20 protein-coding genes are annotated in these 21,516 nt (G+C 70.0%); 8 read left to right on the forward strand and 12 right to left on the reverse strand.

The features are described 5' to 3' along the window. The first annotated feature begins 24 nt into the window (after positions 1 to 24). From dalD to H0X90_RS16550, 3 genes are all read left to right on the forward strand, one after another. Positions 25 to 1,419: a D-arabinitol 4-dehydrogenase gene (gene dalD / locus H0X90_RS16540; RefSeq protein WP_060210745.1), complete on the forward strand. Its 1,395-nt coding sequence runs from the start codon at positions 25 to 27 to the stop codon at positions 1,417 to 1,419. A 104-nt stretch (positions 1,420 to 1,523) separates the two neighbouring features. Beyond that, positions 1,524 to 3,005 carry a xylulokinase gene (gene xylB / locus H0X90_RS16545; protein WP_006485856.1) on the forward strand — a complete coding sequence of 494 codons (1,482 nt, stop codon included), beginning with the start codon at positions 1,524 to 1,526 and terminating at the stop codon, positions 3,003 to 3,005. A gap of 63 nt (positions 3,006 to 3,068) precedes the next feature. Then, a complete protein-coding gene (locus tag H0X90_RS16550) occupies positions 3,069 to 4,082 on the forward strand; it encodes a sugar-binding transcriptional regulator (RefSeq protein ID WP_077019627.1) in 1,014 nt (337 codons plus the stop codon). A gap of 28 nt (positions 4,083 to 4,110) precedes the next feature. Here the strand turns inward: H0X90_RS16550 and H0X90_RS16555 are convergent, their stop codons facing one another. Then, on the reverse strand, positions 4,111 to 5,334 hold the full coding sequence (locus H0X90_RS16555) for an MFS transporter (protein WP_077189695.1): 1,224 nt from the start codon (positions 5,332 to 5,334) through the stop codon (positions 4,111 to 4,113). Then, positions 5,331 to 6,527, reverse strand: a complete 1,197-nt coding sequence (locus H0X90_RS16560; protein ID WP_048988961.1) for a serine hydrolase — start codon at positions 6,525 to 6,527, stop codon at positions 5,331 to 5,333. Before H0X90_RS16560 ends, H0X90_RS16555 begins: the two co-directional genes overlap by 4 nt. A gap of 113 nt (positions 6,528 to 6,640) precedes the next feature. Here H0X90_RS16560 and H0X90_RS16565 point away from each other — a divergent pair, with 113 nt between their 5' ends. Then, positions 6,641 to 7,525 (forward strand): LysR family transcriptional regulator, encoded by an 885-nt coding sequence (locus H0X90_RS16565; protein ID WP_077189696.1) that lies wholly within the window; start codon positions 6,641 to 6,643, stop codon positions 7,523 to 7,525. A 14-nt stretch (positions 7,526 to 7,539) separates the two neighbouring features. On the opposite strand, the gene H0X90_RS16570 is transcribed toward H0X90_RS16565, so the two are convergent. The 8 genes from H0X90_RS16570 to H0X90_RS16605 all read right to left on the reverse strand — a co-directional run bounded on the left by H0X90_RS16570 (position 7,540) and on the right by H0X90_RS16605 (position 15,864). Then, positions 7,540 to 8,649: an ABC transporter ATP-binding protein gene (locus tag H0X90_RS16570; protein ID WP_077189697.1), complete on the reverse strand. Its 1,110-nt coding sequence runs from the start codon at positions 8,647 to 8,649 to the stop codon at positions 7,540 to 7,542. Positions 8,650 to 8,704: 55 nt separating this feature from the next. Further along, positions 8,705 to 9,403 carry an HAD family phosphatase gene (locus H0X90_RS16575; RefSeq protein WP_006496495.1) on the reverse strand — a complete coding sequence of 233 codons (699 nt, stop codon included), beginning with the start codon at positions 9,401 to 9,403 and terminating at the stop codon, positions 8,705 to 8,707. Continuing rightward, positions 9,400 to 10,251 (reverse strand): carbohydrate ABC transporter permease, encoded by an 852-nt coding sequence (locus H0X90_RS16580; protein WP_006484674.1) that lies wholly within the window; start codon positions 10,249 to 10,251, stop codon positions 9,400 to 9,402. The genes H0X90_RS16575 and H0X90_RS16580 overlap by 4 nt, the downstream gene beginning before the upstream one ends. Beyond that, the gene (locus tag H0X90_RS16585; RefSeq protein ID WP_006496497.1) at positions 10,248 to 11,201 is read right to left on the reverse strand and encodes a carbohydrate ABC transporter permease; all 954 of its coding nucleotides are present in this window, start codon (positions 11,199 to 11,201) and stop codon (positions 10,248 to 10,250) included. Before H0X90_RS16585 ends, H0X90_RS16580 begins: the two co-directional genes overlap by 4 nt. Before the next feature lie 113 nt (positions 11,202 to 11,314). Continuing rightward, positions 11,315 to 12,640, reverse strand: a complete 1,326-nt coding sequence (locus H0X90_RS16590) for a sugar ABC transporter substrate-binding protein (protein WP_006477974.1) — start codon at positions 12,638 to 12,640, stop codon at positions 11,315 to 11,317. 72 nt (positions 12,641 to 12,712) lie between these two features. Further along, positions 12,713 to 14,065, reverse strand: coding sequence for a D-tagatose-bisphosphate aldolase, class II, non-catalytic subunit (locus tag H0X90_RS16595; protein ID WP_006496499.1), 1,353 nt, complete (start codon positions 14,063 to 14,065; stop codon positions 12,713 to 12,715). Then, positions 14,053 to 15,009, reverse strand: coding sequence for a sugar kinase (locus tag H0X90_RS16600; RefSeq protein WP_006496500.1), 957 nt, complete (start codon positions 15,007 to 15,009; stop codon positions 14,053 to 14,055). The genes H0X90_RS16595 and H0X90_RS16600 overlap by 13 nt, the downstream gene beginning before the upstream one ends. 78 nt (positions 15,010 to 15,087) lie before the next feature. Continuing rightward, a complete protein-coding gene (locus H0X90_RS16605) occupies positions 15,088 to 15,864 on the reverse strand; it encodes an L-iditol 2-dehydrogenase (RefSeq protein WP_006483759.1) in 777 nt (258 codons plus the stop codon). A 327-nt stretch (positions 15,865 to 16,191) separates the two neighbouring features. On the opposite strand from H0X90_RS16605, the gene H0X90_RS16610 reads away from it, so the two are divergent. Genes H0X90_RS16610 through H0X90_RS16625 form a run of 4 tightly spaced genes read left to right on the forward strand, consistent with a single transcriptional unit; the run spans position 16,192 to position 19,289 of the window. Continuing rightward, a complete protein-coding gene (locus tag H0X90_RS16610; protein ID WP_006483754.1) occupies positions 16,192 to 16,653 on the forward strand; it encodes a Fur family transcriptional regulator in 462 nt (153 codons plus the stop codon). Positions 16,654 to 16,697: 44 nt separating this feature from the next. Next, positions 16,698 to 17,609 (forward strand): metal ABC transporter solute-binding protein, encoded by a 912-nt coding sequence (locus tag H0X90_RS16615; RefSeq protein WP_077189698.1) that lies wholly within the window; start codon positions 16,698 to 16,700, stop codon positions 17,607 to 17,609. Between the two features lie 17 nt (positions 17,610 to 17,626). Continuing rightward, entirely contained in the window at positions 17,627 to 18,514 is an 888-nt protein-coding gene (locus H0X90_RS16620; protein ID WP_060210739.1) for an ABC transporter ATP-binding protein, read from the forward strand. Then, positions 18,507 to 19,289, forward strand: coding sequence for a metal ABC transporter permease (locus H0X90_RS16625; RefSeq protein WP_006483758.1), 783 nt, complete (start codon positions 18,507 to 18,509; stop codon positions 19,287 to 19,289). The genes H0X90_RS16620 and H0X90_RS16625 overlap by 8 nt, the downstream gene beginning before the upstream one ends. 133 nt (positions 19,290 to 19,422) lie before the next feature. On the opposite strand, the gene fghA is transcribed toward H0X90_RS16625, so the two are convergent. Continuing rightward, a complete protein-coding gene (fghA, locus tag H0X90_RS16630; RefSeq protein ID WP_006483753.1) occupies positions 19,423 to 20,271 on the reverse strand; it encodes an S-formylglutathione hydrolase in 849 nt (282 codons plus the stop codon). 16 nt (positions 20,272 to 20,287) lie between these two features. Next, positions 20,288 to 21,394 (reverse strand): S-(hydroxymethyl)glutathione dehydrogenase/class III alcohol dehydrogenase, encoded by a 1,107-nt coding sequence (locus tag H0X90_RS16635; protein WP_006483756.1) that lies wholly within the window; start codon positions 21,392 to 21,394, stop codon positions 20,288 to 20,290. Positions 21,395 to 21,516 lie beyond the last annotated feature (122 nt).

Consider the following 21,516-nt stretch of genomic DNA (forward strand, 5'->3'; position numbering starts at 1 on the left):
ACAGGCAGGAAAAGGAGACACCGGATGAGCGAATCGCCCTCCGCCCACGCGCCCGTGCTGCTGCACATCGGCGCCGGCTCGTTTCACCGCGCGCATCAGGCGTGGTATCTGCATCGCGTGAACGCCGCCGTGCCGGCCGACGAGCGCTGGTCGCTGACCGTCGGCAACATCCGCGACGACATGCGCGCGACGATGGACGCGCTCGCCGCGCAGCACGGCGCGTACACGCTCGAAACCGTCACCCCGCAGGGCGAGCGCGCGTACGAGACGATCCGCGCGATCACGCGCGTGCTGCCGTGGTCGATCGACCTTGCCGCACTGATCGACGCCGGCGCCGATCCGGCCTGCCGGATCGTGTCGTTCACCGTCACCGAAGGCGGCTACTACCTCGACGAACACAACCGGCTCGACGTCGCCAATGCCGATCTCGCCGCCGACCTGCAGGGCGCGCGCACGACGCTGTACGGCGCGCTCGCGGCGCTGCTCGCCGAACGCGTGAAGCGCGGCGCGGGCCCGCTCACGCTGCAAAGCTGCGACAACCTGCGCAACAACGGCGCACGCTTTCGCGCCGGCATGCGCGAATTCCTCGAACGGCGCGGCGAAGGCGGCCTGCTCGCGTGGTTCGATGCGCACGTCGCGACGCCCAGCGCGATGGTCGACCGCATCACGCCGCGCCCGACCGCCGACGTGCGCGAGCGCGTCCTCGCGGCCACCGGCGTCGACGATGCGTGCCCGGTGATGGGCGAATCGTTCATCCAGTGGGTGATCGAGGACCGTTTCGCGGCCGGCCGGCCACGCTGGGAGCTGGCCGGCGCCGAACTCGTCGACGACGTGCATCCGTACGAGGAAGCGAAGATCCGCATCCTCAACGCGACGCACAGCTGCATCGCATGGGCCGGCACGCTCGCGGGCCATACCTACATCCACGAAGGCACGCACGCCCCGGCGATCCGCCGCTTCGCGCACGACTACGTGACGCAGGACGTGATCCCGTGCCTCACGCCGAGCCCGCTCGATCTCGCGCGCTACCGCGACGTCGTGCTGGAGCGCTTCGGCAATCCGTACGTGCTCGACACGAACCAGCGCGTCGCGGCCGACGGTTTCTCGAAGATCCCCGGTTTCATCGCGCCGACGCTCGTCGAATCGTTCGCGCGCGGCGCGGCACCCATCGCCACCGCCGTGCTGCCCGCACTGTTCCTGCGCTTTCTCGAACGCTGGGCGCGCGGCACGCTGCCGTATGCGTACCAGGACGGCGTGATGGACGACAGCAGCGCCCGCGCGATCGTCGGGGCCGCAGACCCCGTTGTCGCGCTCGGCGCGAACCGCGCGCTGTGGGGCTCGCTCGCCGGCAACGCGGCGCTGTTCGACGCGCTGCGCGCCGGGCTCGCGCGCGTCGACGCATGGCTCGCCGCACGCTGATGACCCGCGCGCGGCGCCCGGCCGCGCCACCGGGCGAACCCGCTTGGCACATGCCGTGCGGCACGGCTAAAGTAGCGGCTCCTCTCTGACGGAACGGATCGCTCATGTATCTCGGCATCGACCTCGGCACCTCGGAAGTGAAGGTGCTGCTGCTCGCCCCGGACGGCGCGGTCGTCGGCACCGCCGGCTCGCCGTTCAGCGTGTCGCGACCGCATCCGCGCTGGGCCGAACAGCATCCGGACGACTGGTGGCGAGGCACGCTCGCCGCGCTCGCCGCGCTGCGCGAACGGCACCCGCAGGCGTTCGCGCAGGTACGCGGCATCGGCCTGTCGGGCCAGATGCACGGCGCCGTGCTGCTCGGCCGCGACGATCGCGTGCTGCGCCCCGCGATCCTGTGGAACGACATGCGCAGCGCCGACGAATGCGCGCTGCTCACCGAACGCGCGCCCGATCTCCACGCACTGGCCGGCAACCTCGCGATGCCCGGCTTCACCGCGCCGAAACTGCTGTGGGTCGCGAAGCACGAGCCCGACGTGTTCGCGGCGACCGCGTGCGTGCTGATGCCGAAGGACTACCTGCGATTCCGGCTGACCGGCGCGAAAGTGTCCGATCCGTCGGACGCGGCCGGCACGCTGTGGCTCGACGTCGCGCGCCGCGACTGGTCCGATGCGCTGCTCGACGCGTGCCGGATGACGCGCGGGCAGATGCCGCGCATCGTCGAAGGCAACGCGCCGTCCGGCACGTTGCGCGCGGACGTCGCGCGCGAACTGGGGCTGTCCGAGGCCGTCGTGGTCGCGGGCGGCGGCGGCGACAACGCGACGAGCGCGCTCGGCATCGGCGCGATCCACGCGGGCGACGGCTTCGTGTCGCTCGGCACGTCCGGCGTGCTGAGCGTGGTCGGCGACCGCTTCATGCCGAATCCCGCGTCGGCCGTGCATGCGTTCTGTCATGCGATTCCCGACCGCTGGCAACTGATGAGCGTCGTGCTGTCGGCCGCGAGTTGCCTGCGCTGGGTCTGCAAGCTGACCGGCACCGACGAGCCCGCGCTGCTCGCCGAAGTCGAGGCGCTCGACGCCGACGCACTCGCGGCGGCGCCGCTGTTCCTGCCCTACCTGTCGGGCGAGCGCACGCCGCACAACGATCCGTACGCGCAAGGCGCGTTCTTCGGCATGACGCACGCAACCGACCGCGCGCACCTCGGCTACGCGGTGCTCGAAGGCGTGACGCTCGGCCTCGCCGACGGTCTCGACGCGCTGCACGCGGCCGGCGTCGAGACCGACCAGTTGTCGCTGATCGGCGGCGGCGCGCGCAGCGCGTTCTGGGCGCAACTGATCGCGGACGCGCTGAACGTGCGCACGCGTCAGCACGGCGGCGGCGAAACCGGCGCGGCGCTCGGCGCGGCACGGCTCGGCTGGCTGGCCGTCGGCGGCGATCCACATACGGTGCTGACCAAGCCGCCGGTACGCGCCGAATACGCGCCGGACGCCGCCCGCCATGCGCGGCTGCGCGAACGCCTCGACGCGTTCCGCACGCTGTACCGCCACGTGCGGCCGCTGTACGAACCGTCGCGCGCACGACTCGCGTAGGCGCCGCGCTCGCGCGACCGGCCGCCGGCCGCGCGCGCGACATGCGGTACAGTGGATGCCGTCATGCGGCCCGCCGGCCGGTCCGCGGGGCGGCCCCCAGATCCGAACCGAATCGCTATCGTGTCCAAGTCCTCAGAAAAACTCGATCTCGCCACGCGCGCCGCGTGGCTCTATTACGTCGCGGGCGACACGCAGAACGAAATCGCCGAAAAGCTGCAGGTGTCGCGCCCCGTCGCACAGCGCCTCGTCGCGTTCGCGGTCGAGAAGAACCTGATCCGCGTGCGCGTCGACCATCGGCTCGCCGACTGTCTCGATCTCGGCGCGCAACTGTCGAAACGCTACGGCCTCGCGATGTGCGAAGTCGTGCCGGTCGACGCCGATGCGCCCGACGCGATCGACCGCAAGCTCGCGGTCGCCGGCGCGCAGGTGATGGAGCGCTACCTGAACGAAACGCGGCCGATGGTGATCGCGGTCAGCAGCGGCCGGACGCTGAAGGCCGCGGTCGCGCAGATCGCGCAAATCGACCGCCCGCAGCACCGGCTCGTATCGATGGTCGGCGCGATCGCGGCCGACGGCTCGTCGAACCGCTACGACGTCGCGCAGTACATCTCCGAGAAAACCGGCAGCAAGCACTTCCTGCTGCCTGCGCCGCTGTTCGCGGACAGCGACGCCGAACGCGCGCAGTGGTGCAATCACCGGCTGTACCGGATCGTCGAGGCGCTGTCGGGCAAGGCCGACGTCGCGTTCGTCGGGATCGGCAACATCGGCCCGCACTGCCCGCTCTACGAAGACGGCTTCATCACCGAACAGGAGCGCGACGAGATGACCGCGCTCGGCGCGGTGGCCGAACTGCTCGGCGTGCCGATCGACGCGCAGGGCACGCAGATCACCGTGTCGACCAGCGCGCGCGTGACGAGCGTCGCGCTCGCCACGCCGCCGAAGCTGCCCACGATCGCGTTCGCCGGCGGCCCGAAGAAACACGACGCGGTGATTGCCGCGCTGCGCGGCGGCTGGCTGTCGGGGCTCGTCACCGACGAAACCTGCGCGCGCGCCGCGCTCGCCGCGAAGGCGGCCTGACGCCGCCGTCGCCATCGCGCACGCCGGCTCAGGCCGCGCGCGGCGCCGGAAATGCATGGCGGCGGGCGCGCCACGCGCCGACCCACGCCAGCGCCAGCAGCACGACGAGCACCCACGGAATCGCGCCGGCGCCCGTCGCGCCGAGCAGCATCCCGCCTGCGATGCCGCCACCGGCGATCGCGAGATTCCAGACCGTCACGAGCATCGACTGCGCGACGTCGGCCGATTCCCCCGCCGCGTTCGCAGTGGCGGTCTGGAACAGTGTCGGCGCACCGCCGAACGCGAGCCCCCACAGCACGACGCCCGCATAGACGACCGTCATCCCCGAGCCGGCGCCGAGCATCGCCGCCGCCAGCGCGAACAGCGCGATGCTGGCGAGCGTCAGGCGTCGCTGCGCGGCGCCGATCCACGCGCCCGTCAGCGCGATGCCGACCAGCGACGCGACGCCGAACACGAACAGCACCACGTCGACCTGCGCGCCCATCCGCACGCCCGCGAGGAACGGCGCGACGTACGTGTACAGCAGGTTGTGCGCGAGCACGTACGCGAACATCACCGCCAGCACCGGCCGCACGCCGGGCAGCGTCATCACGCCGAGCACCGGCTCGCGCGCGCCGGCCGCCTGCCCCGGATAGTCGGGCACACGCAGCCGGATCCAGCCGATCAGCACGAGCGCCGCGAGCGTGATGCCCGCGAACGCGATGCGCCAGCCGAACATCGCGCCGAGCGCGGTGCCCGCCGGAATGCCGATCGACATCGCCGCCGGTATGCCGAGCATCGCGATCGCGATCGCACGGCCGCGCAGCGACGGGTCGACCAGCCGGCTCGCGTAGCCCGCGAGCAGCGCCCACAGCAGCCCGGCCGACATCCCCGCGACGAACCGCGCAGCCAATGTGAGCGCGTAATACGGCGACCCGGCCGTCAGCGCATTCGAGACGACGAAGCCGGCCAGCGCCGCGAGCAGCAGCCGGCGCCGGCGCATCGCACGGGTCGCGGCGACGAGCGGGATCGCCGCGACGATCGAGCCGAGCGCGTAGACGGTCACCACTTGGCCGATCAGCGCCTCGGTCACGTGCAGGTCGGCGCTCATCAGCGGCAGCAGGCCGGCCGGCAGGGCTTCGGTGAGCACCGTGATGAAGCCGGCGGTGGCGAGCGCGAGCAGGTTCGCGACGGGCAAGCGTGCGCGGGCCGGCGTGGACGGATCTGCCACACGATCGATGGCGCGGTCGGAGACGGATGCGCACTCGCTCATCGCGCGCTCCGGTCGCCGACGCCATACACCGCATCGCGCACGTCGGTGACGATGCGCCCGTGCATCCCTTCGTACAACGTATTGGTCAGCGCGACGACCGTCAGCCCGGCCGCGCGGTCGACGAACCACGCATGCCCGTACGCACCGCCCCAGCGCCAGGTGCCGACCGATTCCGGCGATTGCGCGGCCACCGGGTCGTGCAGCACGGAAAAGCCGAGCCCGAAGCCAAACCCCGGCGCGTCGGGCAGGTCGTGCGCACCAGGCTGCACCCGCGCCATCTCGTCGATCCAGCGCGGTGCGAGCCAGCCGTCGAGGCCCGTGCGCAGCGTATCGAGCAGCGTCAGGCAATCGTGCGCGGTGCCGACCATGCCCGCGCCACCCGACGGCCACGCGGTCGCATCGAACGCGCGCGCCGGCTCGAAGCGGATGCCCACCGTGCCGTCGAATACCGGCACGAGATCGTCGTCCGCCATCCGGCGCGGCACGTCGGGCGTACTGACGTAAGGCGTCGCCAGACGCGCCGCGTCATGCGTGAAAAATGCCGTGTCGGTCATCCCGAGCGGCGTCGTCACGAGCGCCGCCACGGCGTCGGCGAGCGGCCGGCCGTCGACCGCCTCGATCAGCGCACCGACCACGTCGGTCGCAAGCGAGTAGCCCCACGACGTGCCGGGCGCGAACTGCAGCGGCACGCCGGCGATGCGCCGGACGTTCTCGGCGAGCGACAGGCTCGCGCGGTCCATCCCGTCGGACACGCCCGCGCGCGCATACGGGCCGTCGGCGTCGGCTTCGAGAAAGCGATAGCCGAGCCCGGCCGTATGCGACAGCAGATGCCGCAGCGTGATGTTCGCCGGCGTGCCGTCCGCGAGCGTCGGCGTGAACGCGGGCAGCCAGCGCGCGACCGGCTCGTCGAGCCCGATCTTCGATGTCGCGACCAGCCGCATCGCGGCGGCCGTCACGATCGGCTTGGATACCGACGCGAGCCGGAACAGCGTGTCCTCGCGCATCGGCGTGCCGGCTTCGCGATCGGCCAGCCCGGCCGCGCGTGCATAACGCAATTCGCCGTCGCGCGCGACCAGCACGACCGCGCCGACCGCGCGCGCATCGGCCAGCGCGCGGTCGAGCACGGCATCGAGCCGGGCGCGCAGCGCGGCATCCGGTTCGGCACGGCGGGCGGTGACAGGCAGTGATGACATGGCGTGACCTCGAACAGTGAAGGAACGCCCATCGTAGGGAGCCGGCACGAGAAGAAAAATCGGGTTAGAGTTCCGGACACTCCGGACATGGGTGTCCGCAATCGAGAACCTGCATGGAAAATCTTGGCGGCTTCGTCGTGTTCGTCCAGGTCGCGGAAACGCGCAGCTTCGTCGCGGCCGGCCGTGCGCTCGGACTGTCGGCGTCGGCGATCGGCAAGCGCATCGCGCGGCTCGAGGCACGCCTGAACGTACGGCTCTTTCACCGCAGCACGCGCAGCATCACGCTGACGGCCGAAGGCGCGCGCTTTCTCGAACGATGCCGGCGCGTGATCGCCGAAATCGACGCGGCCGAGCGGGAACTCACGCAGAGCGTCGAGGCGCCGCGCGGGCGGCTGCGCGTGAGCCTGCCGACGATCGGCACGTTGCTGTTGCCGGTGCTCGCCGACTTCATGGCCGCGTATCCGGAGATCGAGCTCGACATCGATTTCAGCGACCGGATCGTCGACGTGATCGACGAAGGCTTCGACGTGGTACTGCGCACCGGCCATCCGACCGATTCCCGACTGTCGTCGCGGCTGCTCGGCCACTTCCGCCAGCACCTGGTCGCGTCGCCCGACTATCTCGAACGGCACGGCACGCCGCGCACGCCAGCCGACCTCGCGCGGCACCGCTGCCTGCATTACCGATTCCCGAGCAGCGGCAAGCTCGAGATCTGGCCGCTGCGCGCGCCGCGCGCCGGCACGCCGCCGGAGGTGCCCGTCTCGATGGTCAGCAACAACGCCGAGACGCGCCTGTGCTTCGCGCTGCGCGGGCTCGGCATCGCATGCCTGCCCGAATTCTTCGTGCGCGACACGCTCGCCGACGGCAGGCTGTGCGCAGTGCTCGACGATCACGTCGCGAGCCGCACGCCGTTCTACGTGCTGTGGCCGTCCGGCCGCCATCCACTGCCCAAGCTACGCGCGTTCGTCGACTACATGGCCGAGCATTTGCGGCTGTAACCGGCGCGCCGCCGTCACGCCGCCTTCGCGTGCGCGCTCAGCCGCCGGAACGCCTGCCCGTTTTCGTCGAACAGGTGGCAGTGCTCGGGCTGCGCATGCACGCGCAGCGCCTCGCCGGTGCGGTACGTGTCGAGCGGCGGAATCCGCGCGATCAGCCCGTCCGGCGCGACGGCCGACTCCGCATACAGATACGCGGCATCGCCGAGCGATTCGACCGCCATCGTCCGCGCGGCGACGCCCGCCGCCGCCGCATCGACCAGCAGGTGCTCGGGCCGCACGCCGACGGTCACCGCCGCGCCGCGCTGCAGCCCCGCCGCGTCGACCGCCACGCGCTGCGTCTCGCCGCTGTCGAAGCGCACCAGCACGCCGCCCGCATCGGCCGATTCGACCGTGCCCTTCAGGAAGTTCATCTTCGGCGAGCCGATGAAGCCCGCGACGAACAGGTTCGCCGGCGCGTGATACAGCGCGTTCGGCGTGCCGACCTGCTGTACCGCGCCGCCCGACAGCACGACGATCTTGTCGGCGAGCGTCATCGCCTCGACCTGGTCGTGCGTCACGTAGATCATCGTCGTCTTCAGCTCGTCGTGCAGCCGCGCGAACTCCAGCCGCATCTTCACGCGCAGCGCGGCGTCGAGGTTCGACAGCGGTTCGTCGAACAGGAACACCTTCGGCTTGCGCGTGATCGCGCGGCCGATCGCGACGCGCTGCCGCTGGCCGCCCGACAGCTGCTTCGGCTTGCGATCGAGCAGGTGGTCGATGTGCAGGATCTTCGCGGCCTGCTTCACGGCCTGGTCGATCTCGGGCTTCTTCGCACCCGCGAGCTTCAGGCCGAACGCCATGTTGTCGTACAGCGTCATGTGCGGATACAGCGCATACGACTGGAACACCATCGCGATGCCGCGCTTCGCGCTCGGCACGTCGTTGACCTTCGCGCCGTCGATCAGCAGGTCGCCGCTCGAGATGTCCTCGAGGCCGGCGATCATCCGCATCAGCGTGGATTTGCCGCAGCCGCTCGGGCCGACGAACACGACGAATTCGCCGTCGGCGATGTCGAGGTTCACGTTGCGCAGCACTTCGGTGTCGTCGTAGCGCTTCGCGATGTTGCGCAGGAACACGCTTGCCATGATCTGTCTCCGTTCGTTCGTGATGCGCCGCCGTGCAGGCAGCGCCTGATCGTTGCTAGTGGGGCAGCACCGCGCCCGTCGCCTGCCAGCGCGCGACGTAGCCGGGCAGCTCGTGCATGTCGTCGAATACGTGACGCGCGCCGATGCTGCGCAACGCGTCGATCTGGGCCGCCGATGCGTGCCCGCCGCCGACGAAGCCGAGCACGGTCATGCCGGCCGCCGCCGCCGCGGTGATGCCGGTCACGCTGTCCTCGACGACCAGGCAATTCGCGGGCGCCGCGCCGAGCGTGCGCGCGGCCGCCAGATACACGTCCGGCGCCGGCTTCGGCCGCGCGACCGAATCCGCGCAGAACAGCCGGTCGCCGAAAAAGCGCGCGAGGCCGGTGCGTGCGAGCGCCGCCTCGACGTACGCGCGATAGCTGTTGCTCGCGCAGGCCGTCGTCAGTCGAATCGCGGCCAGCGCCGCATCGATGCCGTCGACCATCGGCGCGTTGACGGCCGCGGCCTCCACCGCGCGGCGGATCGCGTCGACGTCGTCGGCCGACAGCGTGCGGCCGACCGCATCGGCCGCCCCGGCCAGCACGCGCTCGATGCGCAGCCCGAGCAGCGGCATCACGGCCGGCCGCGCGTCGACGCCCGGCCAGCGCGCATCGAGTTCGCGCACGATCACGTCGGCGGCCACGGCCTCGCTGTCGATCAGCACGCCGTCGCAGTCGCAGATCAGCACGTTCACGCCATGATTTGCCGCGCTCATTTGACCGCCCCGAACGTGAGCCCGCGCACGAGCTGCTTCTGCGACAGCCAGCCGACGATCAGGATCGGCGCGACCGCGAGCAGCGACGCGGCGGACAGCTTCGCCCAGAACAGCCCTTCGGGGCTCGAGTACGACGCGATGAACACGGTCAGCGGCGCGGCGTTCGAGCTCGACAGGTTGATGCTCCAGAACGCCTCGTTCCACGACAGGATCACGAGCAGCAGCGCGGTGGACGCGAGCCCCGGCAGCGCCATCGGCATCAGCAGGTAGACGATTTCCTGCCACGTCGACGCGCCGTCGATGCGCCCGGCCTCCAGGATGTCCTTCGGGATCTCGTTGAAGTACGTGAAGGTCATCCACACCGCGATCGGCAGGTTGATCAGCGTGTAGACGATCACGAGCCCCGACACCGTATCGAGCAGGCCCGCGTTCTTCCACAGCAGGTAGATCGGCACCAGCACGCCGACCGACGGCATCATCTTGGTCGACAGCATCCACAGCAGCACCTTCTGCGTGCGGTGGTTCGGGAAGAACGCCATCGCGTAGGCGGCCGGCACCGCGAACAGCAGCGAGATCACCGTGACGCCGGCCGAGATCAGCACCGAATTCCACGCGAACGCGAAGTAGTTGCTGCGCGCGAACACCTCGCGGAAGCTGTCGAGCGTCGGCATGAAGAACAGCGACGACGCGTACGCCTGCTGCTCGGTCTTGAACGCGGTGATCGCCATCCAGAAGATCGGGAAGAACAGCAAGAGCGCGATCAGCCACGCGAGCGTGCCGGGCAGCGCGCGCCGCACGAGGTCGAACGCGGCCGGCGCGCGCCGGCCCGAGAAGGTCAGGTCGCTCATTTCTCGTATTCCCCTTTCAGGTTGCGCGCGAGCATCCGCACGAGGAAGAACGACACGACGTTCGCGACCACGACGGCGATGATGCCGCCCGCGGATGCGAGGCCGACGTCGAACTGCTGCAGGCCGAGCGCGTAGATCAGGTACGACAGGTTGGTCGTCGCGTCGCCGGGGCCGCCGCCGGTCGTCGTGTAGATTTCCGCGAAGATCGACAGCAGGAAGATCGTCTCCATCATCACGACGACGGCGATCGCGCGCTTCAGGTGCGGCAGCGTGATGTAGAAGAACATCGCGATCGGGCCGGCGCCGTCGATGCGCGCGGCTTCCTTCTGCTCCTGGTCGAGCGACTGGATCGCGGTGAACAGGATCAGGAACGCGAACGGCAGCCATTGCCACGCGACGATGATGATCACCGCGGTCAACGGGTAATCGGCGAACCAGTCGATCGGCGTCATCCCGAGCGCGCGCATCGCGTTCGCGACGAGCCCGTACACCGGATGCAGGATCATGTTCTTCCAGATCAGCGCGGAGACGGTCGGCATCACGAAGAACGGCGCGATCGCGAGCAGGCGCGCGACGCCCTGCCCGTAGAACTTGCGGTCGAACAGCACGGCCATCAGCACGCCGCCGACCACGGTGATCGCGAGCACCGCGCCGATCAGCACGAGCGTGTGCCAGATCGCCGGCAGGAACGACGGATCGGTCGCGAGGAAGCGGTAATTGTCGAACCCGGCGAAGCCCTTCACGTCCGGGTTCAGCAGGTTGTAGCGCGAGAACGAATACCAGATCGTCATCGCGAGCGGAATCGACATCCACAGCAGCAGCACCGCGACGGACGGCGACACGAGCCAGCTCGCGCCGCCGCGCGCGCGGCGCGGCGCGCCGGGCGGCGACGACGCGTCGCCGACCGACGGCGCGTGAGCGTGACTCAGGGGAAGACGCAGGTGACGCATGATCGGAGTCCCTCCGGTTGATGCGCGGGCGCGAACGGCCGCCCGCCTGTCCGCCTCGCCGGCCCGCGCCGTGTGCCACGGCGCACGACGCGGGCCGCGCGACGGCTTGCGCGTTACTTCTTGTAGCCGGCCTGCCGCACCGCGCGGTCGGCCGCGGCCTGGCCCGCGGCGAGCGCCTGGTCGACCGACATCTGGCCCGCGACCGCGCCCGCGATCGACTGGCCGACCACCGTGCCGAACGACTGGAATTCAGGAATCCCGACGTACTGCACGCCCGTGTACGGCACCTTCTTCAGCGACGGATCGTTCGGGTCGGCCGTCTCGATCGCCTTCAGCACGAAGTCGGAGAACGGCGCGGCGGCCTTGTACTCGGCGCGCTGATACGTCGACGTGCGCGTGCCCGGCGGCACCGACGCCCAGCCTTCGTCCTTGCCGACCATCTCGATGTACTGCTTCGACGTCGCCCACGCGATGAACTTGCGCGCGGCGTCCTGCTGCTTCGACGTTTTCGGCACGGCGAGCGCCCATGCCCACAGCCAGTGCGAGCCCTTCGGCGTCGCGGCGACCGGCGCGGCCGCGAAGCCGATCTTGTCGGCCACCTGCGACTGCTGCTTGTTGTAGAGCATCCCGGCCGCGACCGTCGCGTCGATCCACATCGCGCACTTGCCGGACGCGGTCAGCGTCAGGTTCTCGTTGAAACCGTTCGAGCTCGCTCCGGGCGGGCCGTTCTTCTTCAGCAGGTTCACGTAGAAATTGATCGCCTTCTTCCATTCGGGCGACGTGAGCTGCGCGTTCCAGTTCTCGTCGAACCAGCGCCCGCCGAACGTGTTCACGACCGTCGACACGTACGCCATGTTCTCGCCCCAGCCGGCCTTGCCGCGCAGGCAGATCCCGTAGGTGCCCTTCGACTTGTCGGTGAGCTTGTCCGCGAATTCGGCGATCTGGTCGTAGGTCGGCTGGTCGGGCATCTTCAGCCCCTTCGCCGCGAACAGGTCCTTGCGGTAGAACGTCATCGAGCTTTCGACGTAGAACGGCAGCGCGTAGAGCTGGCCGTTGTACGACAGGCTGTCGCGCGCGGTCTTCACGATGTCGTTCAGGTCGTAATCGGCCGGCAGGCCCGTGATCGGCGCGAGCCAGCCGCGCTTGCCCCACTGCGGCGTTTCATAGGTGCCGATCGCCATCACGTCGAACTGGCCGCTGCCGGTCGTGATGTCGGTCGTCGCGCGCTGGCGCAGCACGTTCTCCTCGAGAATCACCCAGTTCAGCTTGATGTCGGGGTTCGCCTTCTCGAACGCCGGCGACAGCTTCTTCAGCTCGATCATGTCGGGGTTGTTCAGCGTCGCGATCGTCAGCGTGCCGGCGGACGCCGCGCAGGCCGCCGTCGCGAGCGCGGCTCCGGCGAAACAGCGGGCGGCGGCGTCGAGCATCTTTCGTTGCATGGCATGTCTCCTGTGATTGTTCGAAATGTCGTCGGTCTTGCGTCGGTGTTGCGTCGTTTCCTTCGCGGCCCGTCATGCCGGCCGCTGCATGCCGCACGCGCGCGCATAGTGCGCGATCACGTCGCGTATCCGGTGGCGCACCCATGCGCGCGGCGCCTTCGCGAGGCCGCCCGCGCGGCATGCCGCGTAGACATCCGGCAGCCACTGCGCGACGAGCGTCTCCGGCACCGGCTGTCGCGCGAGGTTGTCGAACAGCTGCTCGACCGCGGCCGCGACGGCCGGCTGCAGCCAGTAATAGCGGATGCGGTCGCTGTAGCTGAACTGGCGCGCGAGCCGCTGCGCGGTCTCGTCGCCGCGGTAGTACGGCGCCCAGTGTTCGGGCTGCGCGCGCATCGCCGCATCGACGACGTCGCGCAATCGCGAGCGCTGCGCGACGTCGTCGATCAGCGCGTCCTCGATGAACGTCAGCGCGAACAGCGCCTCGCGCAGCGCGAACGTCAGCGCGGGGCCGACCTTCAACACCGCGAAGTGGTCGCGCACCAGCGCGGCGAGCGCCGCCTCGGTCTGGTAGTCGGTCGAATGCGCTTCGAACACGAGGCGCGGTGTCTGCAGGATACTCGCGCCCAGTGACGCTGCCTTGGCACTGTCGTAATCGAGCACGTGGCGATCGTCGAAGTCGACGCCCGGCTGTGCGACGACCGCGACGACGCGCGTCCACGCATCGTCGAGCCCGGCCGCGGAGAACGCGCGGCGGTGCGCATCGAGCGTCGCCGCGATGCTGTCGCTGCGCGTGACCGCGATCCGTGCGATCGCGTCGTTACTTGCGTCGCCGCTCACCTCGCCGCCCGGCGTCGGCACCTCGGTGCCGATCACGTAGACCGGCGCGATGCCGACGCGCGCGGCCGCGTCTTCCGCGACGCGGCACAGCTCGGCCGCGCGCGCGGCGATCGTGCGATCGTCGAGCCGTGCCGGATCGTCGGCGCACGCCATGCTCGCATCGAGGTGGATCTTTTCGAAGCCGGCTTCGACGTAGGCCGCGACCATCGCGGCCGCTTCACGCATCGCGTCGGCCGCGCGACGGTGCCGCCACGGATTCGGGCCGAGATGGTCGCCGCCGAGCACGAGCGCCGACGGCGCGAGCCCGCAGCGCGCGGCGATCGCATCGACGTCGCGACGAAAATCGGCCGGCGTCATGCCCGTATAGCCGCCGAGATGGTTCACCTGATTGCAGGTCGCCTCGATCAACAGCGGCGAGCCGTCCGCGCGCGCCGCTTCGCACGCGGCCTCCAGCACCAGCCGGTGCGCGCTGCAGACCGAATAGATGCCGCGCTGCGCGTCCGCGCGGTTCGCGTCGAAGATCATCCGCAGCACGGTGTCCGCGTGCGCGGTGCGCGTGCGTTCGGCAACGGTCGTCAGGCCGGACATGCGATCCCCCGTTCGGTCAGGAAGCGGTCGATCTCGGCCGCGCTGCTGTTGCCTTCCATCGGGCCGCGCCGCGTGACCGCGATCGCGCCGGCCGCGTTCGCGCGACGCAACGCGACGTCGACGGCCAAGCCCGCGACGAGGCTCGCGACCAGCGTGCCGCCGAAGCAGTCGCCGGCGCCGGTCGGATCGACTTCGTCGACCGCGAACGCCGGCGCGTCGGCCCGGTGCGCGCGCTCGAACGCGACGCTGCCTTGCGCGCCGCGTTTGAGCACGACCCGCTCGAGCAGCGGATGGGTCGCGAGCAGGCCGGCGATCGCGCGCTCGGCCGGCTGCGGCCCGCAGAAGAACGGCAGGTCGGCTTCGCTCGGCAGGAACAGGTGGCACGCGGCGAGCATCTCGTCGAGGGCCGCGCGCATCGGGCGGAAACTCAGCATTTCGGGCCGCACGTTCGGATCGAACGACACCTTGGCGCCGGCGCGCGCAGCCTCGATCACGCCGCGCTGCACCGCGGCGATCGCCGATTCGCTCGTCAGCGACGAGCCCATCACGTGGAAGTAGCGGCAGCCGTCGAACATCGCGGTGTCGACGTCGGACGCATCGACGCACGCGGCCGCGCTGGTGGAAAGCGTGAAGACGAAACTGCGCGAGCCGTCGTCGCGATACGCGACGAACGCGGTGCCGGTCGGGCGGGCGACGCGGCGGATGCGCGCGACGTCGACGCCGTCGCGGGCGAGCCGCGCGACGATCGCGTCGCCGAACGCATCGCGACCGACACAGCCCGCATACGCGACGCGCGCGCCGAGCCGGGCGGCCTGGTCGGCGAAGATCGCCGGCGCGCCGCTCGGGAACGGTCCGGCGAACAGGCCCGGCGTATCGAAACCCTGGCCGCGCTCGGCGGCGACGAATTCCGCCAGCAGTTCGCCGGCGACGACGATCTCGGCCATCAGGCGAGCCCTCCTCGTGCGACGGCGGCCGCGGCGTCGCGGGCCGGCCGGCGGGTGGCGCGTGCGAGCGGCGCCACGTCAGCTCATCCAGTTGCCGCCGTCGACGTTCAACGTCTGGGCGGTGATGTAGTCGGCGTCGGCCGACGCGAGGAACAGCGCGGCGCCCGTCAGGTCGCCCGGCACGCCCATGCGGCCGAGCGGCACGGCTTCGCCCACGAGCCGCTTCTTCTCGCCGAGCGGCCGGTTCTCGTAGCGCGCGAACAGCGCATCGACCTGCTCCCACATCGGCGTGTCGACGACGCCCGGCGCGATGCCGTTCACGTTGATCCGGTGCGGCGCGAGCGCGAGCGCGGCCGACTGCGTATAGCTGATCACCGCGGCCTTGGTCGCGCAGTAGTGCGAAACGAGTGCCTCGCCGCGACGGCCGGCCTGCGACGACATGTTGACGATCTTGCCGCCGCGCCCCTGCTCGACCATCCGCTGCGCGACCGCCTGCATCAGGAAGAACAGCCCTTTCACGTTGACCGAGAACAGCCGGTCGAACACGTCCCACGATTCGTCGAGGAGCGGGCGCATGTCGAACAGCGCCGCGTTGTTGAACAGGATGTCGACGCCGCCGAAGCGCTCGACCGCCGTGGCGACGATCCGCGCGATGTCGTCGCGGCGCGTGACGTCGGCCGTGACGGCCACCGCGCGGCCCGGGTTGGCCTCGATCAGCCGCGCGAGCGAGCCGCCTGCCGGCTTCACGTCGACGAGCACGCAGCGCGCGCCCTCGTCCAGATAGCGTTGCGCGACCGCCTCGCCGATGCCGCTTGCGGCGCCCGTCAGGATCGCGACCTTGTCTTCCAGTCTCACTGGCTGTCTCCGGTTCGTTCTGCTGTACGACGGTCACGAGGTGAGCGAACGCTCGCAAACCGATCAATTGCTCTGTTAGTGATCGAATGATCGGATACGCGATACGCGCTGTCAAGACGACGCGACGGCTTTCTATGACGCGCTGCGGCACGGCGGCGCATGACGACGCCCGGTCGCGCCCGCGCGGCAAGGTGCGGCGCGCACGGTGCGGCGCAGTGGGAGCGGCATGAAGGGGACGGAGCGACGGCGGAACGCGGAATTCGCGCTGCACGGCGCGGCGATACGTTATATCATCGCCGTACTGTGTTTCATCGCCTGCTTCACGCCATGGCTACCTCATCGCCCATTGACGCCCGGCTGTCCCGGGCCGACGCATTCGCCGCCGAACACGGGCTCGCGTGGACACCGCTGCGCCGCCAGGTCTACGAACGCGTGCTGGCCGCGCAACGCCCGATCGGCGCGTACGACCTGCTCGCCGAACTCGAACCGCAACGCGGCCGGGTGCCGCCGACGACCGTCTATCGCGCGCTGGATTTCCTCGTCGAACACGGCTTCATCCACCGGATCGAATCGAAGAACGCATTCTTCGCGTGCTGCGAGATCGGCGTGCCGCACGAAGGCCAGTTCCTGATCTGCGATTCGTGCGGCGACACCGTCGAGATTCCCGGCGGCGACCTCGCGAAGCAGTTGTCCGCGAGCGAGCCCGCGCACGGTTTCGAAGTCCACCACCAGGTCGTCGAGCTGAGCGGCCTGTGCGGACACTGCAAGCGCAAGCCCGCGCAGCGCTGACGCCGAATCGCGGCGTACGCGCCGCCCTTCCAACGAGGAGTTCCATGTCCATTGCCCTGAAGCGCGCGCCGCGGCGCGCCCTGTCGCCTGTCCGCTGGCTGGCCGCCGCCGTCGCCGCGCTGTCGTTCGCCGCGCCCGTGGTCGCGCAGGCCGCGACCGTCAACGTCGTCGCCGCCGAGAATTTCTACGGCGACGTCGCGTCGCAGATCGGCGGCCGCCACGTCGCGGTCACCAGCATCCTCAGCAATCCGGATCAGGATCCGCACCTGTTCGAAGCGAGCCCGAAGACGGCCCGCGCGCTCCAGCACGCGCAGGTCGTGATCTACAACGGCGCCGGCTACGATCCGTGGATGGGCAAGCTGCTCGGCGCGTCGAAACAGGCGAAGCGCGCGACGATCGTCGTCGCCGATCTCGTCGGCAAGAAGGCCGGCGACAACCCGCACCTGTGGTACGACCCGGCGACGATGCCGGCGGCCGCACGCGCGATCGCGGCCGAACTCGGCCGCGCCGACCCGGCGAACAAGGCCGAATACGAGGCGAACCTGCAGAAGTTCGTCGCATCGCTGAAACCCGTCGACGACCAGGTCGCCGCACTGCGCGCCAAGTTCAAGGGGGTGCCCGTGACGGCCACCGAGCCCGTGTTCGGCTACATGTCGGACGCGATCGGCCTCGACATGCGCAACCAGCGCTTCCAGCTCGCGACGATGAACGACACCGAGGCGAGCGCGCAGGACGTCGCCGCATTCGAGAACGATCTGCGCAAGAAGCAGGTGCGCGTGCTGATCTACAACAGCCAGGCCGAGGAGCCGATGACCAAGCGCATGCTGAAGGTCGCGCGCGACGGCGGCGTGCCGACCGTCAGCGTCACCGAGACGCAGCCGGCCGGCAAGACCTTCCAGCAATGGATGAGCGGCCAGCTCGACGCGCTCGGCAACGCGCTCTCAGCCGGCAAGTAACCGACAACCGTAACGTCATGACCGCCACTCCCCACGCCCTCGCCGTCGATCGCGTCACGCTCGAACTGGGCGGCCGCACGATCCTGCGCGACGTCAGCTTCTCGATCGAGCCCGGCGAATTCGTCGGCGTGCTCGGGCCGAACGGCGCGGGCAAGACGACGCTGATGCGCGCGGTGCTCGGCCTCGTGCCCGTGTCGGCCGGCACGCTGTCGGTCGGCGGCGTGCCGGTCGTGCGCGGCAACCCGTCGATCGGCTACATGCCGCAGATCCGGAGCGGCCTCGCGAACCGCCGGATGCGCGGCTACGACTTCGTCGCGATGGCCGCCGACGGCCACCGCTGGGGCCTGCCGCACACGAACGCGGCCACGCGCCGCGACGTCGATCGCGTGCTCGACCTCGTCGGCGGCCCGTCGCTCGCGCGCCGCCCGCTGTCCGAACTGTCGGGCGGCGAGCGGCAGCGGCTGCTGCTTGCGCAATGCCTGCTCGGCAACCCGAAGCTGCTGCTGCTCGACGAGCCGCTGATCAGCCTCGACCCGAACCACCAGCGCGGCGTCGTCGAGCTCGTGCGCAACGTGCAGCGCGAGCTCGGCATCACCGTGCTGTTCTCCGCGCACGAACTGAATCCGCTGCTGAACGCGCTCGACCGCGTGCTGTATCTCGGCAACGGCGTGGCGGCGCTCGGCACCGTCGACGAGGTGATCACGAAACCCGTGCTGTCGCGGCTCTACGGATCGCCGATCGACGTGATGCGCGTGAACGGCAAGATCTTCGTGATGTCGGGCGACGTCGAGATCGAGAAGCACGATCACGAACACGAGGACGACGACGGCCATTCGCACGGCGGCGGCCACGGCCACCACCACCACCACGGACATGCTCATCCCGGGCATTCGCACGATGTTTGAATACGACTTCATGATCAACGCCTTCGCGGCGTCGGGAATCGTCGCGGTGCTCGCGGGCATCGTCGGCTACTTCCTGGTGCTGCGCGGGCAGACCTTCGCCGGCCACGCGCTGTCGCACGTCGGCTTCACCGGCGCGACGGGCGCGGTGCTGCTCGGCGTCTCGCCGATCTGGGGGATGGTCGGCTTCACGCTCGCGGCCGGGATCGGGATGGGCGCGCTCGGCGAAAAGCTCGCGGGCCGCGACGTCGCGATCGGCGTGATCCTGTCGGGCGCACTCGGCTTCGGCCTGTTGTTCCTGCACTTCTACACGTCGTTCGCGACGCAGGTCACCGCACTGCTGTTCGGCAACGTGCTCGCGGTCAGCCACGACACGCTCGCGGTGCTCGCGGGCATCGGCGCGGTGAGCCTCGCCGCACTCGCGCTGATCGCGCGGCCGTTGCTGTTCGCGTCGCTGCAGCCCGAACTGGCCGAAGCCAAGGGCGTGTCGCTGCGCACGGTGTCGATGCTGTTCCTCGCGGTGTGCGCGCTCGCGGTGGCCGCGGCCACGCAAATCGTCGGCGTGCTGCTCGTGTTCACGCTGCTGGTCGGGCCGGCGGCGGCCGCGCAGAATGTGTCGACGCGACTGTCGACGGGCGTGCTGCTCGCCGCGCTGTTCGCGCTGTTCGAAGCGTGGGCCGGCATCGTGCTCGCGTATCACACCGACTGGCCGACGAGCTTCTGGATCACCGCGCTGTCGGCGCTCGTGTACGGCGCGAGCCTGTTGCGACGCAACTGATCGCGGCCCGGCGCATCGCCGCCCGGTGCCGATCAAAGAAAACGCCGGCGTGCCCGAGGGCAGCGCCGGCGTTTTTTCATGCGCTCGCAATCGCGTGCAGCGCGCCGTGTGCGTTACCGGCTTGCGCCCTTGCTCACCGCGCCAGCACGCGCGCGTGATGCGCGAGGTGATCGGCGATGAACGTCGAGATGAAGTAGTAGCCGTGGTCGTAGCCCGGATGGCGGCGCAGCGTCAGCGGCTGGCCGGCCTTCGCGCACGCGGCTTCGAATACGTCCGGGTTCAGCTGGTTCGCGAGGAACTGATCGGCCAGCCCCTGATCGACGAGGATGCCGTCCGCGAACTTCGGCGCATCGGCGCGCGCGACCAGCTCGCTCGCGTCGTGCGCCTTCCACGCGTCGCGATCGGCGCCGAGATAGCCGGAGAACGCCTTCTCGCCCCACGGGCAGCGCGTCGGCGCGGCGATCGGCGCGAACGCCGACACCGACCGGTACAGCCCCGGATGACGCAACGCGAGCGTCAGCGCGCCGTGCCCGCCCATCGAGTGGCCGAAGATGCCGAGCCGCGCGCCGTCGATCGGCAGTTCGGCCGCGACGAGCTCGCGCAGCTCGCCCGTCACGTACGACTCCATCCGGTAGTGCGTCGACCACGGCGCTTCGGTCGCATCGACGTAGAAGCCCGCGCCGACGCCGAAGTCCCACGCATCGGTCTCGCCCGGCACGCCCGCGCCGCGCGGGCTCGTGTCGGGCATCACGAGCGCGATGCCGTGCTGCGCCGCGTATTGCTGCGCGCCGGCCTTGATCGCGAACGTCTCGTCGGTACTCGTGAGCCCGGCGAGATAGAACAGCGCCGGCACGCGGCCGTGCGCGGCCTGTGGCGGCAGGTACACCGAGAACTTCATCGGCAGGCCGATGACTGCCGAATCGTGACGGTAGAAGCGCTGCTCGCCGCCGTGGCACGCATGCGAGGAAACGAGTTCGAGCATGACGATTCGCTCCCGGTCAGTACAGCACGACCGAGCGGATCGACTCGCCGGCCTTCATCAGGTCGAAGCCTTCGTTGATCCGCTCGAGCGGCAGCGTGTGCGTGATCAGGTCGTCGATGTTGATCTTGCCTTCCATGTACCAGTCGACGATCTTCGGCACGTCGGTGCGCCCGCGTGCGCCGCCGAACGCCGAGCCCTTCCATTCGCGGCCCGTCACCAGCTGGAACGGGCGCGTGCTGATTTCCTCGCCCGCTGCCGCCACGCCGATGATGAACGACTGGCCCCAGCCCTTGTGCGTGCACTCGAGCGCCTGGCGCATCAGCTTCACGTTGCCGACGCATTCGAACGAGTAGTCGGCGCCGCCGTCGGTCAGCTGCACGATGTGGTCGACGACGTTCTCGACCTCGTTCGGGTTGATGAAGTGCGTCATCCCGAACTTCTTCGCGAGCTCGACGCGCTTCGGGTTGATGTCGACGCCGATGATCTTGTCCGCGCCGACCATCTTCGCGCCCTGGATCACGTTCAGGCCGATCCCGCCGAGGCCGAACACGACCACGTTCGCACCGGCCTCGACCTTCGCCGAGTACACGACCGCGCCGACGCCCGTCGTCACGCCGCAGCCGATGTAGCAGATCTTGTCGAACGGCGCGTCCTCGCGCACCTTCGCGACCGCGATCTCCGGCACGACGATGTAGTTCGAGAACGTCGACGTGCCCATGTAGTGGAACAGCGGCTTGCCGTCGAGCGAGAAGCGCGACGTCGCGTCCGGCATCAGGCCCTTGCCCTGCGTCGCGCGGATCTTCTGGCACAGGTTGGTCTTGCGCGACAGGCAGAACTTGCACTCGCGGCATTCGGGCGTGTAGAGCGGAATCACGTGGTCGCCCTTCCTCACGGTGCCGACGCCGGGGCCGACGTCGACCACCACGCCCGCGCCTTCATGGCCGAGGATCGCCGGGAAGATCCCTTCCGGATCGGCGCCCGACAGCGTGTAGTAGTCGGTGTGGCAGATGCCCGTCGCCTTCACTTCGATCAGCACTTCGCCGGCGCGCGGCCCTTCGAGATCGACTTCCTCGATCGTGAGCGGCGCACCGGCCTTCCATGCAATCGCGGCTTTCGTCTTCATCGTGTCACTCCTGTATGTCTGTGAGATCGGCCCGGGCCCGCGGGTCGGCGCCGGCCGGGGTTTCGTGCAAAGCGGTCGAAGCCGTGCCGCGTGGCACGGCGAAAGAATCTCGTGCTCGCCAT

The sequence above is a fragment of the Burkholderia sp. 9775_39 genome (assembly GCF_015712225.1).
In the GTDB taxonomy this organism is placed as follows: Bacteria; Pseudomonadota; Gammaproteobacteria; order Burkholderiales; family Burkholderiaceae; genus Burkholderia; species Burkholderia cenocepacia.

Excerpts from the sequence above, each read along its gene's own strand:
- xylB (WP_006485856.1), top strand. The coding sequence starts at position 1,524 with ATGTATCTCGGCATCGACCTCGGCACCTCGGAAGTGAAGGTGCTGCTG.
- H0X90_RS16595 (WP_006496499.1), bottom strand. The coding sequence starts at position 14,065 with ATGTCCGGCCTGACGACCGTTGCCGAACGCACGCGCACCGCGCACGCG.
- H0X90_RS16580 (WP_006484674.1), bottom strand. The coding sequence starts at position 10,251 with ATGAGCGACCTGACCTTCTCGGGCCGGCGCGCGCCGGCCGCGTTCGAC.
- fghA (WP_006483753.1), bottom strand. The coding sequence starts at position 20,271 with ATGCTCGAACTCGTTTCCTCGCATGCGTGCCACGGCGGCGAGCAGCGC.
- H0X90_RS16550 (WP_077019627.1), top strand. The coding sequence starts at position 3,069 with ATGCGGCCCGCCGGCCGGTCCGCGGGGCGGCCCCCAGATCCGAACCGA.
- H0X90_RS16610 (WP_006483754.1), top strand. The coding sequence starts at position 16,192 with ATGGCTACCTCATCGCCCATTGACGCCCGGCTGTCCCGGGCCGACGCA.
- H0X90_RS16620 (WP_060210739.1), top strand. The coding sequence starts at position 17,627 with ATGACCGCCACTCCCCACGCCCTCGCCGTCGATCGCGTCACGCTCGAA.
- dalD (WP_060210745.1), top strand. The coding sequence starts at position 25 with ATGAGCGAATCGCCCTCCGCCCACGCGCCCGTGCTGCTGCACATCGGC.
- H0X90_RS16615 (WP_077189698.1), top strand. The coding sequence starts at position 16,698 with ATGTCCATTGCCCTGAAGCGCGCGCCGCGGCGCGCCCTGTCGCCTGTC.
- H0X90_RS16555 (WP_077189695.1), bottom strand. The coding sequence starts at position 5,334 with ATGAGCGAGTGCGCATCCGTCTCCGACCGCGCCATCGATCGTGTGGCA.
- H0X90_RS16570 (WP_077189697.1), bottom strand. The coding sequence starts at position 8,649 with ATGGCAAGCGTGTTCCTGCGCAACATCGCGAAGCGCTACGACGACACC.
- H0X90_RS16565 (WP_077189696.1), top strand. The coding sequence starts at position 6,641 with ATGGAAAATCTTGGCGGCTTCGTCGTGTTCGTCCAGGTCGCGGAAACG.
- H0X90_RS16600 (WP_006496500.1), bottom strand. The coding sequence starts at position 15,009 with ATGGCCGAGATCGTCGTCGCCGGCGAACTGCTGGCGGAATTCGTCGCC.
- H0X90_RS16590 (WP_006477974.1), bottom strand. The coding sequence starts at position 12,640 with ATGCAACGAAAGATGCTCGACGCCGCCGCCCGCTGTTTCGCCGGAGCC.
- H0X90_RS16560 (WP_048988961.1), bottom strand. The coding sequence starts at position 6,527 with ATGTCATCACTGCCTGTCACCGCCCGCCGTGCCGAACCGGATGCCGCG.
- H0X90_RS16625 (WP_006483758.1), top strand. The coding sequence starts at position 18,507 with ATGTTTGAATACGACTTCATGATCAACGCCTTCGCGGCGTCGGGAATC.
- H0X90_RS16585 (WP_006496497.1), bottom strand. The coding sequence starts at position 11,201 with ATGCGTCACCTGCGTCTTCCCCTGAGTCACGCTCACGCGCCGTCGGTC.
- H0X90_RS16575 (WP_006496495.1), bottom strand. The coding sequence starts at position 9,403 with ATGAGCGCGGCAAATCATGGCGTGAACGTGCTGATCTGCGACTGCGAC.
- H0X90_RS16635 (WP_006483756.1), bottom strand. The coding sequence starts at position 21,394 with ATGAAGACGAAAGCCGCGATTGCATGGAAGGCCGGTGCGCCGCTCACG.